The sequence below is a fragment of the Enterobacter cloacae complex sp. SHL009 genome (assembly GCF_049237205.1).
In the GTDB taxonomy this organism is placed as follows: Bacteria; Pseudomonadota; Gammaproteobacteria; order Enterobacterales; family Enterobacteriaceae; genus Enterobacter; species Enterobacter cloacae_M.
The window spans coordinates 47,496-64,173 of record NZ_JBMKIW010000010.1 but is presented as its reverse complement, the minus strand read 5'-3'; the positions used below and the strand labels follow the sequence as shown (position 1 = coordinate 64,173).

General features: G+C 57.7%; 14 protein-coding genes. 5 read left to right on the top strand and 9 right to left on the bottom strand.

The genetic code is table 11. The features are described 5' to 3' along the window. The first annotated feature begins 6 nt into the window (after nucleotides 1-6). Entirely contained in the window at nucleotides 7-2,085 is a 2,079-nt protein-coding gene (gene malQ, locus ACOTZC_RS19665) for a 4-alpha-glucanotransferase (protein WP_045403350.1), read from the top strand. A gap of 89 nt (nucleotides 2,086-2,174) precedes the next feature. Here malQ and gntT read toward each other — a convergent pair whose 3' ends face one another. The 3 genes from gntT to gntX all read right to left on the bottom strand — a co-directional run bounded on the left by gntT (nucleotide 2,175) and on the right by gntX (nucleotide 5,128). After that, nucleotides 2,175-3,491, bottom strand: a complete 1,317-nt coding sequence (gene gntT, locus ACOTZC_RS19660; RefSeq protein WP_024907902.1) for a gluconate transporter — start codon at nucleotides 3,489-3,491, stop codon at nucleotides 2,175-2,177. Nucleotides 3,492-3,807: 316 nt separating this feature from the next. Beyond that, nucleotides 3,808-4,383: a Fe-S biogenesis protein NfuA gene (nfuA, locus tag ACOTZC_RS19655; RefSeq protein WP_008503055.1), complete on the bottom strand. Its 576-nt coding sequence runs from the start codon at nucleotides 4,381-4,383 to the stop codon at nucleotides 3,808-3,810. A 61-nt stretch (nucleotides 4,384-4,444) separates the two neighbouring features. Continuing rightward, complete coding sequence (gene gntX, locus ACOTZC_RS19650) at nucleotides 4,445-5,128, bottom strand: DNA utilization protein GntX (protein WP_421635961.1); 684 nt, start codon at nucleotides 5,126-5,128, stop codon at nucleotides 4,445-4,447. A gap of 36 nt (nucleotides 5,129-5,164) precedes the next feature. Between gntX and bioH the strand changes: the two genes are divergently transcribed. Both bioH and ACOTZC_RS19640 read left to right on the top strand, forming a co-directional pair. Beyond that, complete coding sequence (bioH, locus tag ACOTZC_RS19645) at nucleotides 5,165-5,938, top strand: pimeloyl-ACP methyl ester esterase BioH (RefSeq protein ID WP_163354614.1); 774 nt, start codon at nucleotides 5,165-5,167, stop codon at nucleotides 5,936-5,938. 111 nt (nucleotides 5,939-6,049) lie between these two features. Further along, nucleotides 6,050-6,319, top strand: a complete 270-nt coding sequence (locus tag ACOTZC_RS19640) for a YdgH/BhsA/McbA-like domain containing protein (protein ID WP_023309499.1) — start codon at nucleotides 6,050-6,052, stop codon at nucleotides 6,317-6,319. Nucleotides 6,320-6,352: 33 nt separating this feature from the next. On the opposite strand, the gene feoC is transcribed toward ACOTZC_RS19640, so the two are convergent. From feoC to greB, 5 genes are all read right to left on the bottom strand, one after another. Further along, the gene (gene feoC / locus ACOTZC_RS19635; RefSeq protein ID WP_045403358.1) at nucleotides 6,353-6,589 is read right to left on the bottom strand and encodes a [Fe-S]-dependent transcriptional repressor FeoC; all 237 of its coding nucleotides are present in this window, start codon (nucleotides 6,587-6,589) and stop codon (nucleotides 6,353-6,355) included. A gap of 10 nt (nucleotides 6,590-6,599) precedes the next feature. Next, entirely contained in the window at nucleotides 6,600-8,918 is a 2,319-nt protein-coding gene (gene feoB, locus ACOTZC_RS19630) for a Fe(2+) transporter permease subunit FeoB (protein WP_163354615.1), read from the bottom strand. A 30-nt stretch (nucleotides 8,919-8,948) separates the two neighbouring features. Continuing rightward, nucleotides 8,949-9,176 (bottom strand): ferrous iron transporter A, encoded by a 228-nt coding sequence (feoA, locus tag ACOTZC_RS19625; RefSeq protein ID WP_008503050.1) that lies wholly within the window; start codon nucleotides 9,174-9,176, stop codon nucleotides 8,949-8,951. Nucleotides 9,177-9,513: 337 nt separating this feature from the next. Beyond that, nucleotides 9,514-11,844: a Tex family protein gene (locus ACOTZC_RS19620; RefSeq protein ID WP_045403361.1), complete on the bottom strand. Its 2,331-nt coding sequence runs from the start codon at nucleotides 11,842-11,844 to the stop codon at nucleotides 9,514-9,516. Between the two features lie 88 nt (nucleotides 11,845-11,932). After that, nucleotides 11,933-12,406: a transcription elongation factor GreB gene (gene greB, locus ACOTZC_RS19615; protein ID WP_023309495.1), complete on the bottom strand. Its 474-nt coding sequence runs from the start codon at nucleotides 12,404-12,406 to the stop codon at nucleotides 11,933-11,935. A gap of 232 nt (nucleotides 12,407-12,638) precedes the next feature. Between greB and ompR the strand changes: the two genes are divergently transcribed. After that, nucleotides 12,639-13,358: a two-component system response regulator OmpR gene (gene ompR, locus ACOTZC_RS19610; RefSeq protein ID WP_001157751.1), complete on the top strand. Its 720-nt coding sequence runs from the start codon at nucleotides 12,639-12,641 to the stop codon at nucleotides 13,356-13,358. After that, the gene (gene envZ / locus ACOTZC_RS19605) at nucleotides 13,355-14,701 is read left to right on the top strand and encodes a two-component system sensor histidine kinase EnvZ (RefSeq protein ID WP_023309494.1); all 1,347 of its coding nucleotides are present in this window, start codon (nucleotides 13,355-13,357) and stop codon (nucleotides 14,699-14,701) included. The genes ompR and envZ overlap by 4 nt, the downstream gene beginning before the upstream one ends. Nucleotides 14,702-14,864: 163 nt before the next feature. Here the strand turns inward: envZ and pckA are convergent, their stop codons facing one another. Beyond that, nucleotides 14,865-16,484: a phosphoenolpyruvate carboxykinase (ATP) gene (gene pckA, locus ACOTZC_RS19600; RefSeq protein WP_023309493.1), complete on the bottom strand. Its 1,620-nt coding sequence runs from the start codon at nucleotides 16,482-16,484 to the stop codon at nucleotides 14,865-14,867. Between the last annotated feature and the right edge of the window lie 194 nt (nucleotides 16,485-16,678).

Sequence of the window (16,678 nt, the reverse complement as noted above, 5' to 3'; positions counted from 1 at the left end):
AGCGCGATGGAGAGTAAACGTCTGGACAGCGCCGCGCAGGCGGCGGGGATCAGCCTCAGTTACATTAATGCGCACGGCAAACCGCAGTCTATTGGCGCCGACACCAAAAGACGTTTGCTGGATGCCATGCACAAGGCCGACGCGAAAGCGTCGGTTGCGCCGGTGCCGAACGTGAAGGTGTTCACCGCAGGCAAAAAGATGCCGCTGGCGGTGGAGGGGCGCGGCGAGTTTAGCTGGCTGCTTACCACCGAAGAGGGGCATCAGCACAAAGGCCACGCCACCGGCGGCAAAACGTTAAACCTTCCGGCGAAGCTGCCGGAGGGGTATCACACCCTCACGCTCACCCAGGATGACCTGCGTTTCCATTGCCGGGTGATCGTCGCGCCAAAACGCTGCTACGAGCCGCAGGCGCTGCTCGAAGGCAAAAAGCTGTGGGGCGCCTGCGTGCAGCTCTACACCCTGCGCTCCGACAGCAACTGGGGCATCGGTGATTTTGGCGATCTGAAAAAGATGCTGGTGGATGTAGGCGAGCGCGGCGGCGCGTTTATCGGGCTCAACCCGATCCACGCGCTCTATCCGGCCAACCCGGAGAGCGCCAGCCCGTATAGCCCGTCGTCCCGCCGCTGGCTGAACGTGATTTATATCGACGTTAACGCGTTAGATGACTTCAAAAACAGCAAAGAGGCGCAGGCGTGGTGGAAACTCAGCACCACGCAGCAGGCACTGAAGCAGGCGCGCGACGCGGACTGGGTGGACTATTCCACCGTCACGGCGCTGAAAATGGCCGCTCTGCGTCTGGCGTGGAAAGGCTTTTCGCAGCGTGATGACGAGCAGATGGCCGCGTTCCGCCAGTTTGTAACGCAGGAGGGCGAGAGCCTGTACTGGCAGGCGGCGTTTGATGCGCTGCACGCGTATCAGGTGAAAGAGGACGAAATGCGCTGGGGCTGGCCGGTCTGGCCGGAAGCGTATCAGTCCGTCGACACGCCTGAAGTAAAAGCGTTCTGTAAAAAATATGCCGATGAAGTGGACTTCTACCTGTGGCTGCAGTGGCTGGCGTACAGCCAGTTTGCCGCCTGCTGGCAGGTGAGCCAGGGCTATAAGATGCCGATTGGCCTGTACCGCGATCTGGCCGTGGGCGTGGCGGAAGGCGGCGCGGAAACCTGGTGCGACCGCGAGCTTTACTGTCTGAAAGCCTCCGTCGGCGCGCCACCGGATATCCTTGGCCCGCTCGGCCAGAACTGGGGATTGCCGCCGATGGATCCGCACGTCATGGCGGCGCGCGCCTACGAGCCATTTATCGACCTGCTGCGCGCGAACATGCAGAACTGCGGGGCGCTGCGTATCGACCATGTGATGTCCGTGCTGCGTCTGTGGTGGATCCCGTACGGTGAAACGGCCGATCACGGCGCGTACGTGCAGTATCCGGTTGACGATCTGCTGTCGATCCTGGCGCTGGAAAGTAAGCGCCATCAGTGCATGGTGATCGGTGAAGATCTCGGTACCGTGCCGGTGGAAATTGTCAGCAAGCTCCGCGACAGCGGCGTCTACTCCTATAAAGTGCTCTATTTTGAAAACGACCATGAGAAAACCTTCCGCGCGCCGAAAGCGTACCCTGAACAGTCAATGGCAGTCGCGACGACGCATGACCTTCCTACGCTTCGTGGCTATTGGGAAAGCGGCGATCTGACGCTCGGTAAAACGCTGGGTCTGTATCCTGATGAAGAGGTTTTGCGCGGCCTGTATCAGGATCGCGAGCTCTCTAAGCAGGGGCTGCTGGATGCGCTGCACAAGCAGGGCTGTCTGCCGAAACGTGCCGGACATAAGGCGTCATTGATGTCGATGACCGCGACCCTCAATCGCGGCCTACAGCGCTATATTGCCGACAGCAACAGCGCCCTGCTGGGCCTGCAGCCTGAAGACTGGATTGATATGGCGGAGCCGGTGAACATCCCAGGCACCAGCTATCAGTACAAGAACTGGCGTCGAAAGCTGTCCACCACGCTTGAGGCGATGTTTGCCGATGACGGGGTGAACAGGCTGATCAAGGATTTGGATAAGCGCAGAAGGGCGGTGGGCAAGAAGTAGTAATTCTACCCTCACCCTAACCCTCTCCCAGAGGGAGAGGGAATAGAATATAGGCCGGGTAAGCGTCAGCGTCACCCGGCTTTTTTACATCAGACCACCATATTCAACAGCAGCACCCCGACCAGACCGCACACCGAAATAATGGTTTCCAGCGCGGACCAGGACTTGATGGTTTCACCGATAGTCAGGTTGAAGTACTCCTTGAACAGCCAGAAGCCCGGATCGTTAACGTGAGAGAAAATCACGCTACCGGAACCGACGGCGATAACCATCAGCTCAGGGCTGACGCCCGTGGTCGCAATCAGCGGGGCAACGATACCGCCTGCGGTGATCGCCGCAACGGTCGCTGAACCCAGCGCAATACGCAGAACCGCGGCAATAGACCAGGCCATCAGGAGCGGCGATACGTTGGTTTCATGCATCATGGCGGCGATGTATTTGTCCACGCCGCTGTCGACCAGAACCTGCTTGAATGCACCGCCACCGCCGATGATCAGGAGCATCATGGCAATGATTTTGATGGAAGAGGTCAGCGTATCGTTGATCTGATCCATTGAACGGCCGCGGTTCAGGCCGAAGGTGAACATCGCGATCAGCACGGCAATCAGCGTTGCCATCACCGGGTCACCCAGGAATTCCGCCACGGACAGGAACGCATGACCTTTAGGCAGGATCATCTCCGCTACGGCGCGCATCGCCATCAGGATCACCGGTACCAGGGAGGTCCAGACGCTGACGCCAAAGCCCGGCATCTCTTCTTCGGTGAAGGTTTTGGCGCTGTACAGACCTTCCGGAATCGGCTTATCAATGCCTTTCAGGAAGCGGGCATAAACCGGGCCGGCCAGAATCACCGTCGGGATCGCCAGAATCGTACCGAACAGCAGAGTTTTACCCATATCCGCGTGGAAGATGGTCGCGATAGCGGTTGGACCCGGGTGCGGCGGCAGGAAGCCGTGGGTCACGGACAGCGCCGCAGCCATTGGCACGCCGACATAGAGCAGCGGGATGCTCGCGGCAGCCGCAATGGTGAACACCAGCGGCAGCATCAATACGAAGCCCACTTCATAGAACAGCGCGAAACCAACGGTAAAGCCGGTTAACACTACTGCCCACTGAATGTTCTTCTTACCGAATTTGTCGATAAGCGTGGTGGCAATACGCTGCGCGCCCCCGCAGTCTGCCAGCATTTTGCCGAGCATGGCGCCGAAGCCCATGATCAATGCCAGGCTGCCGAGCGTGCCGCCGACACCGGCTTTAATCGAGCTGATAACTTTCACCAGCGGCATCCCTTGCATCAGACCGACTGCAAGTGCCACCAGAACCAGAGCGATAAATCCGTTCATTTTGAAACGGATCATCAAGAGCAGTAATAACACAACACCGATAGCAACGATGACTAATGGCATGATTTACCTGGCCTTTGAATTGTTATGGGTAACGTCATTGTTTCAACGACAAATTCCGATTGTCCCAACTGGGAACAGAGAAGTAACGGCACTAATACTGATGCCTTTTAAACGATTAAGTTTAGTCGGCTGTTATGGGTGTGCTTAGTGCCCATGAGAATGATACGGGTAACATGACGTGATTGAGAATCACCCTGGCAGGCAAAATGTGAATTATGAGACGCAGGTCAACATATAGAGGGGAGCGAAGAGGGGGAGCAGGGTTTTGTAGGCCCGGTAAGCGCAGCGCCACCGGGCAATACAGATGGGCAATGAATCAGTAGTAAGAGTGCTCGCCGCGCTGGTGTTCGGTCAGGTCACGCACGCCTTTCAGTTCCGGGAACTCGTTCAGCAGCTGCTTCTCGATCCCTTCTTTCAGGGTGACATCGACCATTGAACAACCGTTACAACCGCCGCCAAACTGCAGGATGGCAAAACCTTCGTCGGTGATTTCCATCAGGGAAACACGGCCGCCGTGGCCCGCCAGCTGTGGGTTGATCTGGGATTGCAGCAGATACTCAACGCGCTCCATCAGCGGGGCATCGTCAGAGACTTTACGCATTTTCGCGTTCGGTGCTTTCAGGGTCAGCTGAGAACCCAGCTGGTCGGTGACGAAGTCGATCTCCGCATCTTCAAGATACGGTGCGCTCAGCTCATCAACGTAGGCGGTGAGCTGCTCAAATTTAAGGGCAGTGTCGGTGGCTTCCACAGCGTCCGGAGGACAATAAGAAACACCACATTCTGCATTCGGAGTGCCTGGATTAATCACAAACACGCGGATCTGCGTCCCTTCTTCCTGATTTGCCAGCAGTTTGGCAAAGTGCGCTTGTGCAGAATCGGAAATACGGATCATAGCTTTGGCCTAATAGTTGACTAAATTACCTGGGTATAATCATACGCCCATTGAAGAAGGGCTACAAGGTACGGCACAGACACCATACCTGAACCGACGCGGCGCCGCTTCGCAAAAGCAGTCGGGAAAGTTCAGCAACGGTACTGCCCGTGGTGACGACATCATCCACAATCGCGATATGGAGACCGTCGACCGGCAATTCAAGGCGAAAGGCATTTTTGAGGTTTCTTTTGCGAAGCCGGGCGCTGAGCTGATGCTGGATGGCGGTGGCATGAACGCGTGTCAGCGCGTGGGCCTCATACCGGCAGCCGAGCCACCGCGCGAGGGGACGGCAGAGCAGGTCACTCTGGTTATAGCCGCGCCGCCAGTGACGACGCCGGTATAGGGGGACACTCACCACCATGTCGATTTTTGGCAGAGCCCGCTGACGTCGCGCCTGCAAAACCGCCAGCAACAGCAGGCGAGCAAGGGGCTGTGCCAGCGAGCTCTGCCCGGAAAACTTCAGCGCGTGGATCAGCCTGTTCAGCGGCGGAACATAATCATCCACCGCCACCATCGCGCTCCACGGCGGGGACTTTTTCAGGCAACGGCCACAGGGCAAAGCGGGATTCGTGGCCGGTAAACCACATTGTGGGCAGATCCCGATACGCCATTGCAGCGATCGCGTGCAGACGGAGCATACGCCCCACCCGCTGAGCGCCAGCGGCATTTGGCATAGCCAGCACAACCCAGGTACTGTTAGCATGTGCAACCTCCATGTGAAAAAAGAGAACAGTAACTGATGAAGACGCTGTGGTGGCAGACCGTCGGGACAGGAAATTGCCATCTTGTGCTGCTGCACGGATGGGGACTGAATGCTGAAGTATGGCGTTGCGTAAGCGAGGAACTCGCCTCGCATTTCACGCTGCATCTGGTGGATTTGCCGGGGTATGGCCGCAGCCGCGGTTTTGGGGCCATGTCGCTTGATGAGATGGCGGAGCAGGTTCTGAACGCTGCTCCGCAAAATGCCATCTGGCTGGGCTGGAGCCTGGGCGGGCTGGTGGCGAGCCAGATTGCGCTGTCGAGACCTGACCGCGTAAAAGCGCTGGTGACGGTGGCGTCGTCGCCCTGTTTTAGCGCGCGGGACGCGTGGCCCGGTATCAAGCCAGAGGTGCTGGCGGGGTTCCAGCAGCAGCTGAGCGACGATTTCCAGCGGACAGTAGAGCGGTTCCTCGCGCTGCAGACGATGGGTACTGAAACCGCGCGTCAGGATGCCCGTACGCTGAAGCAGACCGTGCTGTCGCTGCCGATGCCGGAGGTTGAGGTGCTTAACGGCGGTCTTGAGCTCCTGAAAACGGTTGACCTGCGCGAACCGCTGGCAGCTCTGACGGTGCCGCACCTGCGTATCTACGGTTATCTCGACGGGATTGTGCCGCGCAAAGTGGTTCCGCTGCTGGATTCGCTCTGGCCGGACAGCGAATCGCAGATCGTTGCCAAAGCCGCGCATGCCCCGTTTATCTCTCATCCGACGGAATTTTGTTCAGCGCTCATTGCGTTAAGTCAACGTTTAGACTGATTATTTTCTATCCATCCTGGAAAAAATAACACACCGCAACCATACTCCAGATGTCGTTGCGGTTGTTCTGCCTACGATAATCAAAACAACAATCCTATGGAGAGTCAGGCTATGAAACTTGTTACAGGTATTGTCACTTCTCTGGTTATTGGGTCACTGTCATTTGGCGTCTTTGCGGCAAAAGAGCTGGAAAAAGATAAAGTTGCCGGTATGAATTTGACGAAAATTGGTGAGATTTCTACGTCTGACACCACCGCGCCGATGGACGCGAGAAAAGAGCTGTCGAAGAAAGCGGATGAGCTGGGCGGAACGTACTACGTCGTCACCAGCGCTGAAAAGCAGACCAAAAACGTGCGCGCAACGGCGGACGTCTACAAGTAATACGATAAAGCCGGGCAGCTATGCCCGGCTTTATTAACGCAGCGCCCACCACTCCTTGAGGCAGGCCTTTCCTTCCGGACAGCTTTTACAGCTGCCGGAGAGACAGCCCTCCGCGTCTTCCTGAATCCGTACGGCTTTCCCCATGGCTTCCAGTCTTTCCAGCATGGCATCGATCATCGGCTGCGGCGTATGCAGGCTGAGGCTCAGCTGTTTCGCCTGCATTCGCCCTTGCAGTGCCAGCAGGTCACGAACCTGAATCAACGATGCCATAGGTTGCTCCTTAGTGACAGTCGCCCGCCGGGCTGCTGCAGCAGGTTGCGGCGGTTTTACGGTTTGCCAGCAGGTCGATGTCGACGCGGCTGCGCGCACGCCGCAGCAGGCCGAGCACTAACACGTTAAACAGCACAACCGCGAGAATGCAGACCAGGCTGTAGCGCGGATGCTGGCTGAAGTTAACGATTTGATAAAACAGCGTCGCCAGCGAGTAGGCAATGTTTAACCCCCACAGGATGGAGAAGCCCATCCAGCCGCGGCTGGACTCGCGGGCAATCGCCCCCATCACGGAGATGCACGGAATGTAGAGCAGAACAAAGATGAGGTAGCTGTAGGCCGCGGACGCGCTGCCAAATTTCTCGCCCATCACGCCCATGGCACCCGTCGCCATTTCGCCGTCACCTTTGCTGGCCTCAATCGGGTTCGCCAGCACGCTCAGGCTAAAGGTGTCCTTCAGGCTCTGCCAGGTTTCCTCTACGGCACCCAGCAGTTCATGACCGAGATGAAACTCTGCCGGATTAAAGTCCTGCTCCTGAATGTTCTCAGCGGTGTAGAGCGTGTTCAGGGTACCGACAACCACCTCTTTTGCCATCGCGCCGGTGAACAGGCCGACGGTTGCCTGCCAGTTATCTTCATGCACGCCAATCGGTTTGAAGACCGGCGTGATGACGCGGCTGACGGAGGCGAGGGCAGAGTCGTTAATGTTATCCGCTGCCTGTCCGCTGAGGGTAAAGCTGTTCAGGGCGCTCAGGAAAATGCTGACGATGACAATCACCTTACCGGCGCGCAGCACGAAGCCTTTCAGGCGCTGCCAGGTCTGGATCGCCAGGCTTTTCAGATGGGGGACGTGGTACACCGGCAGCTCCATAACGAACGGTGACGCTTCACCGCGCATGATGGTGTGTTTCAGCATTAAACCGGTCAGGATCGCCATCACGATGCCCAGCACGTAGAGCGAGAAGACCGCCAGCGCGCCCTGCTGACCAAAGAAGGCTGCGGCAAAGACCGCAAAAATGGCCAGACGGGCACCGCAGGACATAAATGGCGCCATCATGATGGTCATCAGACGTTCACGCGGCGCATCCAGGGTGCGGGCTCCCATCACCGACGGCACGTTACAGCCGAAGCCGACAATCAGCGGGACGAAGGATTTACCCGGCAGACCCAGCGCCTGCATCAGACGATCCATCACGAACGCGGCGCGCGCCATGTAGCCGGAATCTTCCAGGAACGAGAGGAACAGGTACATCATGCCGATCTGCGGCACCAGCGGCAGAACGGTATTGATACCGCCGCCGATCCCCTGCGCGAGGAAGATGGTCAACCATTCCGGGAAGTGAAGGGTATACCCTACCCACTGAATTCCGTGGACGAAGACCGCGACGGAACCGGCGTCGAAAATGGGCTGGAGGGCGCCGCCGATGTTAATGGCGAGCAGGAACATCACGTACATGACCAGCAGGAAGATGGGCAAACCGAGGAAGCGGTTAAGCACAACCTTGTCCACCGCCGCCGTAAAGCGGCTGGGCTCTGCCGTCAGGGCGTTGCTGACAACGTCGCAAATCGAGGCGATGGCCTGGTAACGTGCATCGGCGATGTGCAGCGCCGGGTCGTCCAGCTCGTCGCTAAGACGGGCCACCGTGGCGTCCAGCTTATCGGCCGCATGCCCGGCGTAAGCGCGGCTGTAGATATCCCCTTCCAGCATCTGCAGGCCAAGCCACAGGCGCTGTTTTGCTGGCATACCGGTGTCCATTTCCTGCGCCAGCACGTTGGCTTCGCGCAGGAGAGGCTGCGCGTAATGCACCAGCTCAATGTCATGATTGCCCTGGTGACGGTCAATGGCCAGCTTCAGCGCATCAATACCGCGAGCGCGCGTCGAGACCAGCGGAACGACCGGGCAACCCAGGCGCGCGGAGAGGGCATCGACGTCGATACGCAGCTTTTGTTTCTCCGCAATGTCGAGCATGTTGAGCGCCACAATGCAGGGGATCCCCAGCTCCAGCAGCTGCAGCGTCAGATAAAGGTTACGCTCGAGATTGGAGGCGTCGACCACGTTGATCAGCAGGTCCGCGTCGCCGCCAAGAATATAGTGGCAGGCAATCTGCTCATCGAGCGAGGTTTGCGACGAAATGGTGGTTAAGGAGTATGTGCCGGGAAGGTCGACCAGCGTCACCTGGTTGTCTGTTGTCGTGAACTGGCCCTCTTTACGCTCAACCGTCACGCCCGCCCAGTTGCCCACGCGCTGGCGTGCGCCGGTCAGCTGGTTAAAAAGGGTGGTCTTGCCGGAATTAGGATTGCCAATTAAGCCAATAGTTAACTTTTTCATTTTTTTAGACTCACTGAAACCGCTGGCTTGTTATCGGGATAAGGCTTCGACTTCTATTAACGCGAGGTCTTTCTTACGCAGCACCAGATTCACGCGGCGGGTTTCGATGTGAACCGGATCGCCCAGCGGCGCCACGCGCACGACCTGGAATGACGAGCCGGGCAGCATGCCCAGCGACAGCAGCTTTTGCCGATAGGCCGGGCTAATTTCGCGGGTAAAACCGGTAATCTTCCATGCACTGTCTGGAGTGAATTGCATAACGCCTGATTCCACGAAAGGTTAAATTATCTACTATGGGATGATAATGAGAATAGTTTTTATCAGCAATATTAAAACTGTGACGGAATGTTGTTTACGGTATTAATTTACGGCCTGTTTGACCTTGCTCAATATTTGCTGAATTGCCTGGAAAACGAAAAGGGGAGTATTTGTTAACGGGATGATAATTCGTGGTTTAAATATGGCTATGCAATCGGTTTCATATATTTCGATATGAATTTATTCCCCCCACCCATGAGGACGAGGGGAAAAGACCGCACCGTGCGATCCCCTCTCCCCTTTGGGGAGAGGGTTAGGGTGAGGGGCATTGACAGCCTTAGCGTTTCTTACCCATAGCAGCCGCCAGCGCATCCATCATCGCGCTGTTGCCAGCAGGCTGAGCATCACGTCCGCGCGGTTTTGCCGCTTTCGCGGCCGGGCGCTGCTGCTCGCGGCCACCGCCATTGCCGCCGCGGCGCGCGCTGGTGTCGCCCGGCTGCTCGTCCAGACGCATGGTCAGCGCGATACGCTTGCGCTGCAGATCCACTTCCAGCACTTTGACCTTCACGATGTCACCCGCTTTAACCACGGTGTGCGGGTCTTCAACGAACTTGTCGGCGAGGGAAGAGATATGCACCAGACCGTCCTGATGCACGCCGATATCCACAAACGCGCCAAAGTTGGTGACGTTGGTCACCGCGCCCTCCAGCACCATGCCCGGCAGGAGGTCGTTCATGGTTTCCACGCCGTCAGCAAAGGTCGCCGTTTTGAACTCAGGACGCGGATCGCGGCCCGGCTTTTCCAGCTCTTTGATGATGTCGGTGACGGTTGGGACACCAAACTTGTCGTCGGTGAAATCAACGGCTTTCAGGTTGCGCAGGGCGCTGCTGTCACCCATGAGATCTTTCAGCGCCTGCTGGGTGGCGGCCAGAATGCGTTCCACCACAGGGTACGCTTCCGGGTGAACGGTGGAGGCATCCAGCGGGTTATCGCCGTGGTTGATTCGCAGGAAGCCTGCACACTGCTCAAAGGCTTTTGGCCCCAGACGGCTCACCTTCAGCAGCTGCTGACGGTTCTGGAACTGGCCGTTCTCATCACGCCAGGCGACGATGTTCTGCGCCATCATGCGGGTTAAGCCCGCCACGCGGGTCAGCAGGGGAACGGAGGCGGTGTTCAGGTCAACGCCGACGGCGTTTACGCAGTCTTCCACCACCGCATCCAGCTTGCGCGCCAGCTGAGTCTGGCTCACGTCGTGCTGATACTGGCCCACGCCGATGGATTTCGGGTCGATCTTCACCAGCTCCGCCAGCGGATCCTGCAGGCGGCGTGCGATAGAGACCGCACCGCGCAGGGAAACGTCCAGGTCCGGGAACTCCTGGGCCGCCAGCTCGGACGCGGAATAGACGGATGCCCCCGCTTCGCTGACGATCACTTTCTGCGCCGTCACTTTCGGGAACTGCTTCTGCACGTCGAGGTAGAAACGCTCGGTTTCGCGTGAGGCCGTACCGTTGCCGATGGCAACCAGCTCCACGTTGTATTTTTCGCACAGCGCCGCCACCACGACGGCCGCTTTCGCTGCCTGGCCGGTGTGCGGATAGATGGTATCGGTCGCCACCAGCTTGCCGGTACCGTCCACCACAGCGACCTTCACGCCGGTACGCAGGCCCGGATCGAGACCCATGGTCGCACGCAGGCCGGCAGGGGCGGCCATCAGCAGGTCGTGCAGGTTACGGGCGAAGACGTTGATTGCTTCATCTTCGGCGCGCTCGCGCACGGTGCCCATCAGCTCGGTTTCGAGGTGCATCAGCACCTTGATGCGCCAGGTCCAGCTCACCACGCCTTTGCGCCAGCTGTCCGCCGGGGCGTTGTTCAGGCGCAGGCCGAGATGGTCGATAATGATCTGCTCGCAGTGGCTCTCTTTCGGCGGCTCGTCAAACTGCGGGTCGGCGTTCAGGGAGAGCTGGAGCACGCCTTCGTTGCGGCCGCGGAACATCGCCAGCGCACGGTGTGAAGGGGCGGTAGAGATCGGTTCGTGGTGATCGAAGTAGTCGCGGAATTTCGCGCCTTCTTCCTCTTTACCCGCGACGACGGTAGAGACGATGTGGGCATTCTTCCACAGGTAATCACGCACTTTAGCGAGCAGGGCGGCGTCTTCGGCGAAGCGCTCCATCAGAATGTAGCGCGCGCCGTCGAGGGCGGCCTTGGTGTCCGCTACGCCTTTGTCGGCGTCGATGAATTTCGCCGCTTCGGTTTCCGGGTCGTGGGACGGCTCGTTCCACAGCAGGTCGGCCAGCGGCTCAAGACCCGCTTCAATCGCAATCTGCCCGCGCGTGCGGCGCTTCGGTTTGTACGGCAGATAGAGATCTTCGAGTTCGGTTTTGCTCAGGGTGCCGTTGATGGCGCTTTCCAGCTCGCTGGTCAGCTTGCCCTGTTCGCCGATGGATTTGAGGATCGCCTGACGACGTTCTTCCAGCTCGCGCAGATAGCCCAGACGGGTCTCCAGGTTACGCAGCTGCGTGTCATCCAGACCGCCGGTGACTTCCTTACGATAGCGTGCAATAAACGGCACGGTGTTCCCTTCATCAAGCAGGCGAACGGCAGCTTCTACCTGTTCGGCTCTGGCCTGAATATCACCCGCAATAATGCGGCAGAGCGAATCTTTCATCATGGCTTTATCATCTGTTGAGTCGAAAAAATCAGGGGATAGTTATACGGGCTGATACGGCAAAATGCCAGCCGGGGAGGGCGCTCTCGGACTATTTTACGTAGACGATCTCATTGACGTACCAGCTGGCTTCACCACCAGGGGTCTGAACGACGGCCAGATCGCCCACTTCCTTTTTCAGCAGCGCGCGGGCCATCGGGGAGTCGATGGAGATGTAATCCTTACGACCAAAAATTTCATCGTAGCCGACAATGCGAAAACGCAGGGTGTCGCCATCGTCGTTTTCAATCTCCACCCACGCGCCGAAGAACACTTTGCCCTCCTGCTGCGGGGAGTAATCGACAATTTTGAGATTCTCGAGGCACTTCGTCAGATAGCGAACCCGGCGGTCAATTTCGCGCAGCCGCTTTTTGTTGTACTGGTAGTCAGCGTTTTCGCTGCGATCGCCCAGGCTTGCCGCCCAGGTCACCTTTTTGGTTACTTCAGGACGCTCTTCGCGCCAGAGGTAATCCATCTCTTTTTTGAGCTTTTCGTACCCTTCGCGGGTGATCAGGGGCGTTTTCATGGTAAAGCCTTTGCTGCCTGCCGGTTAACTGTCTTGCGCACAATACGTACCACACAGTGTAACAGACAGGATTAATAATGATTTATGTGATGAAATGAGCAGATAAGCTGCTGTTAAATATGCTTTGTAACAATTTCGACTAGAATTTATACCAGAATTAACTGGTCGAATACGTGCACTTTTTTAGAATACGCTGTTACAAAGACTATCCGAACCTTTGGGAGTACACACAATGCAAGAGAACTACAAAATTCTGGTCGTGGATGACGACATGCGCCTGCGCGCGCTGCTGGAACGTTATCTGACCGAGCAGGGCTTCCAGGTTCGTAGCGTCGCGAACGCTGAGCAGATGGACCGTCTGCTGACCCGTGAATCTTTCCACCTGATGGTTCTCGACCTGATGCTGCCTGGCGAAGACGGGCTTTCTATTTGCCGCCGTCTGCGCAGCCAGAGCAACCCGATGCCGATCATCATGGTGACGGCGAAGGGCGAGGAAGTTGACCGTATCGTGGGCCTCGAAATCGGCGCGGACGACTATATTCCAAAACCGTTTAACCCGCGTGAACTGCTGGCGCGTATTCGCGCTGTTCTCCGCCGTCAGGCGAACGAACTGCCTGGTGCACCGTCGCAGGAAGAAGCCGTCATCGCCTTCGGCAAGTTCAAGCTGAACCTCGGCACGCGCGAGATGTTCCGTGAAGACGAGCCAATGCCGCTCACCAGCGGCGAGTTTGCGGTACTAAAAGCGCTGGTCAGCCACCCGCGTGAACCGCTTTCCCGTGACAAGCTGATGAACCTGGCGCGCGGTCGCGAATACTCCGCAATGGAACGCTCTATTGACGTGCAGATCTCTCGCCTGCGCCGCATGGTGGAAGAAGATCCTGCTCATCCTCGTTATATTCAGACCGTATGGGGTCTGGGCTACGTGTTCGTCCCGGACGGCTCTAAAGCATGAGGCGAATGCGCTTCTCGCCGCGTAGCTCGTTTGCCCGCACCCTGTTACTGATCGTCACCCTGCTGTTCGTCAGCCTGGTGACGACCTATCTGGTGGTGCTGAACTTTGCGATCCTGCCGAGCCTCCAGCAGTTTAATAAGGTCCTGGCCTACGAAGTCCGTATGCTGATGACCGATAAACTGCAGCTGGAGGACGGCACGCAGCTCGTCGTTCCCCCGGCGTTTCGCCGTGAAATCTACCGTGAGCTGGGCATTTCGCTCTACTCCAACGAAGCGGCGGAAGACGCTGGCCTGCGCTGGGCGCAGCACTACGAATTTCTCAGCCAGCAGATGGCGCAGCAGCTGGGCGGCCCGACGGAAGTGCGCGTTGAGGTCAACAAAAGCTCGCCCGTCGTCTGGCTGAAAACCTGGCTGTCACCCAATATCTGGGTGCGCGTTCCGCTGACCGAAATCCATCAGGGCGACTTCTCGCCGCTGTTCCGCTACACCCTGGCGATTATGCTGCTGGCGATAGGCGGTGCGTGGCTATTTATCCGTATACAGAACCGACCGCTGGTCGACCTGGAGCACGCCGCGCTGCAGGTCGGTAAAGGGATTATTCCACCTCCTCTGCGCGAGTATGGCGCCTCGGAGGTCCGTTCGGTGACGCGCGCGTTTAACCATATGGCGGCAGGCGTGAAGCAGCTGGCGGACGATCGTACGCTGCTGATGGCGGGCGTAAGCCATGACCTGCGCACGCCGCTGACGCGTATTCGTCTGGCGACGGAGATGATGGGGGAAGAGGACGGTTATCTCGCAGAGTCCATCAACAAAGACATCGAAGAGTGTAACGCCATCATCGAGCAGTTCATCGACTACCTGCGCACCGGGCAGGAGATGCCGATGGAGATGGCGGATCTGAACGCGGTGCTGGGCGAGGTGGTGGCTGCGGAAAGCGGCTACGAGCGTGAAATTGATACCGACCTGCAGGCGGGTGAGATTCAGGTACGCATGCACCCGCTCTCCATTAAGCGTGCAGTGGCGAACATGGTGGTCAACGCGGCGCGCTACGGCAATGGCTGGATTAAAGTCAGCAGCGGGTCTGAACTCAACCGCGCCTGGTTCCAGGTGGAAGACGACGGTCCGGGCATCAAGCCCGAGCAGCGTAAGCATCTGTTTCAGCCGTTTGTGCGCGGCGACAGCGCGCGCAGCACCAGCGGCACGGGCTTAGGTCTGGCAATTGTTCAGCGTATCATCGATAACCACAACGGACTGCTGGAGATTGGCACCAGCGAGCGGGGTGGGTTGAGCATTCGCGCCTGGCTGCCGGTACCGGTGACGCGGGGGCAGGTGAAAGAGAGTTAAAAAAAGGGTGGCAATTGCCACCCTTTTTTATAGGTCGGGTAAAGTGAAGCCGCCACCCGACAAAATGCGGTCTCTGCGGTCTGATGCCCTCACCCCGCCCCTCTCCCACGGGAGAGGGAGAAAACATTAAAAAAGGCAACTTTCGTTGCCTTTTTGTTTTTACCTACAGCTTCGGTCCTGCGCTCACCAGCGCAGCACCCGCCGGGGTATCGGTATACTTCTCGAAGTTCTCGATAAACAGCTTCGCCAGCGATTCCGCTTTCTCGCGCCACTGCTCCGGAGAACCGTACGTGTTGCGTGGGTCGAGGATATGCGTATCCACACCCGGCAGCGACGTTGGGATCGCCAGGTCAAACATCGGCAGCGTAAAGGTTTCGGCGTCGTCCAGAGAACCATCCAGAATGGCGTCGATAATCGCGCGGGTATCTTTGATAGAGATACGTTTGCCGGTACCGTTCCAGCCGGTGTTCACCAGGTAGGCCTGCGCGCCGGATGCCTGCATGCGTTTCACCAGCACTTCAGCGTACTGCGTCGGGTGCAGCGACAGGAAAGCCGCGCCGAAGCAGGCGGAGAAGGTTGGGGTTGGCTCCGTCACGCCGCGCTCGGTACCCGCCAGCTTGGCGGTGAAGCCGGAGAGGAAGTGGTACTGCGTCTGGCTGGCCGTCAGGCGAGACACCGGAGGCAGCACGCCGAACGCATCCGCCGTCAGGAAAATGACCTTCGTGGCATGACCCGCTTTTGACACCGGCTTCACGATATTGTCGATGTGGTAGATCGGGTAAGAGACGCGGGTGTTTTCCGTTTTCGACGCATCGTCGAAGTCGATGGAGCCGTCGGCACGCACGGTGACGTTTTCCAGCAGCGCATCGCGACGGATCGCGTGGAAGATATCCGGCTCGGCCTCTTCAGACAGGCGAATGGTCTTCGCGTAGCAGCCGCCTTCAAAGTTGAATACGCCGTCGTCATCCCAGCCGTGTTCGTCATCGCCAATCAGGCGACGTTTTGGATCGGTGGACAGGGTGGTTTTCCCGGTGCCGGACAGGCCGAAGAATACCGCCACGTCGCCTTTTTCACCGACGTTAGCCGAGCAGTGCATGGAGGCGATACCGCGCAGCGGCAGCAGGTAGTTCATGACCGAGAACATCCCTTTCTTCATTTCGCCACCGTACCAGGTACCGCCGATCAGCTGGATACGTTCGGTCAGGTTGAAGGCCACAAAGTTTTCGGAGTTCAGACCCTGCTCTTTCCACTGTGGGTTAGTGCATTTCGCACCGTTCATCACGATGAAATCCGGGGTGAAATCCTGCAGCTCTTCGTCGGTTGGACGAATAAACATGTTTTTCACGAAATGCGCCTGCCAGGCCACTTCAGTGATAAAACGCACGGAGAGACGGGTATCGGCGTTAGCGCCGCAGAAAGCGTCGACAATAAACAGACGCTTGCCGGAAAGTTGATGGGTGACGAGCCCTTTCAGGTGCTGCCAGGTTTCCGGGGAGAGCGGTTTGTTGTCGTTCTTCCCTTTGCCCTTGTCAGCCCACCACAGCGTATCGCGGGTGGTTTCGTCTCGGACGATATACTTATCTTTCGGCGAACGACCGGTAAAGATACCGGTATCGACGGCGATAGCACCAAGATTCGTCAACACACCACGCTCGTATCCTTCCAGTGCTGGATTGAGCTCTTCCTGATACAGCGTATCGTAGTCGGGGTTGTAGACGATTTCCTGGACGTCGTGAATACCATAAGCCTTGAGATCTTGCGGGGTTAAACCAGTAACACGCATATCACTGCTCCTTAGCCAATATGTACTGCCTGAAATTGTAGGGTTTTTCTGAGGTTGTTAACCGCGACGGGGCTCATAGATTTACGCATCTGGACAAAACCCTTACTAACGGAAAACGCTGCGACTCCAGTCACAGCGCAGGCGGATTATCGCAGGAATCGCTTTTTGGTTGGGGAAAATGTTCCGAAAAGGTT